Source organism: Streptomyces sp. NPDC001393 (assembly GCF_053597455.1).
The window spans coordinates 1-2,063 of the sequence record NZ_JBSFIH010000145.1; the positions used below are offsets into that span (position 1 = coordinate 1).

Sequence of the window (2,063 nt, forward strand, 5' to 3'; positions counted from 1 at the left end):
CGTGCGCCCAGCAGAACAGGAGGTGACACCGTGACGTAGCGGTGTTCTTGCTGTTCGGAAGCTCGTCGTCGCCTGCCGGTGGAAGTCCGGTCCGGGTAGCTGCCAGGAGGCCCGGTAGCAGGCTGGCGGCGTCGGAGGGAAACGTCCGGCGTCGAAGCCCAGCGTCAAAGGCCCTGCAAGGGGGAGCGACGATACGGTCCGTAGCATCACGCGAAGCCTGCGGCGTCGTTACTCAGCCACCCTTTCGGGTGGAACGAGGGAGTGCCGAGCCCTTCGAAATCGGGGCGAAGGCCATGGAAGCGGTGAAGATCCTGGACGGGCAGCCGCGAAGGACTCCCCGGCGTATGGGGCGCGGAACGTATCGAAGGTGGCGACGGGAACTGGGGAGGCCCTCCCCGGCCCGATGACCTGCGGATAGACGTCATCGGAAGCAGCGCGTCCTATAACCGGTGACCCCGGGAAGTGGACGCGGGCCGGGTGGGCGTCGGAGGTGGCCGTAGTACCGCTTGCAGCCGGGAGACAACACAACTCCCGGTGAGGGAAGGGCCACTGCTTCGTCGGTGCGTCATGAAGTGAAGGAGGGGCTCGGTGAGTGCCCGTGCGGCTATTCCCGCCGTCGGGGGACGTACTCCCTCGGACAAGGTCCGTGCCTTGCAGCATGCGCTTTACCGGGCGGCCAAGGCCGACCCCGGACGGCGGTTCCACGCGCTGGGAGACAAGATCCACCGCAGGGATGTGCTCCGGCGCGCGTGGGCCATGGTGCGTGCCAACAACGGCGCACCGGGCATCGACCGAACCACCCTGGCCCAGGTCGAGGAGCATGGCATCGATCGTCTCCTCGGCGATCTGGCCGACGAACTGCGGCAGGGGAATTACCGTCCCCTGCCCGCCTGCCGGGTGCTCATCCCCAAGCCGGGGGTGAAGGACGAGCAGAGACCGCTGTCCATCCCGACGGTTCGTGACCGCATCGTGCAGGCCGCGATGAAGATCGTGCTCGAGCCGGTCTTCGAGGCCGACATGCTGCCGTGCAGCTTCGGGTTCCGCCCGAAACGCTCGGCCCACGATGCCCTGCAAGTGCTCATCGATGAGCACCAGCGGGGCAGGCGGTGGGTGGTGGAGACGGACATCGCCGAGTGCTTCTCGGCGATCTCGCACGAGAAGTTGATGCACGCGGTCGAAGAGCGCGTCTGTGACCAGTCCGTCCTCAAACTCCTGCGGCAGATTCTCCGTGCCGGAGTGATGGAAGACGGGCAGGTGCGGCGGTCGGTGACCGGGACCCCGCAAGGTGGTGTGATTTCACCGCTGATGTGCAACGTCTATCTGCACCGGCTCGACCGGGCATGGGACGAGCACGATGGGAGCCTGGTCCGCTATGCCGACGACCTGGTCGTGATGTGTTTCTCCCGCAGCCAGGCCGAACGGGCGCTTGCCCGATTGGTCGAACTGCTGGGGGAGTTGGGGCTGAAGCCAAAGGCGGCCAAGACGAGGATCGTGCACCTGGAAGTGGGCGGGGAAGGCTTCGACTTCCTCGGATTCCACCACCGCCAGGTCCGCTCCCGAGGGCTGCACGGACGCCGACGTGTCGACTTCCTCGCCCGTTGGCCCTCGAACCGGGCGATGCAGCATGCCAGGGACCGGATCCGGGAGATCACTGCCCGGCGCCGGCTTCTGCTGCATCCGCAAGTGATCGTGGAGGACCTCAACTTGTTCCTCCGGGGCTGGATGGCGTACTTCCGGTACGGCCATTCCGCTCGACGCTTCAGTAAGATCGGCCGGTATACCCGGGAGCGTGTTGCGCACTTCATCAGCAGAAAGCACCGGCGCAGCCGGGCGTTCGGGAGATGGGTGCTGGCGGTCTCGTCCCCGCGGGATCTTGGCCTGATCAGCCCGTACGGAACCGTCGTTGCACCCAGGGCGGGCAAGCCCTGGCGGGAGAGACCGAATGCCGCCGGTGAACGGCGCCGGTGAGCCGTGTGCGGGAGAACCGCATGCACGGTTCGAAGCGGCGGGGGCTGGAAACGGAGCGGACGTACTCCGTCACCGCGCCAGCCCCCGACCCTACA

General features: G+C 66.8%; 1 protein-coding gene. It reads left to right on the plus strand.

Annotation, left to right across the window (positions count from 1 at the left end; all coding sequences use genetic code 11):
- Positions 1–588: 588 nt before the first annotated feature.
- Complete coding sequence (gene ltrA, locus ACWC2T_RS45920; protein WP_450676230.1) at positions 589–1,968, plus strand: group II intron reverse transcriptase/maturase; 1,380 nt, start codon at positions 589–591, stop codon at positions 1,966–1,968.
- The last annotated feature ends 95 nt before the right edge of the window (positions 1,969–2,063 follow it).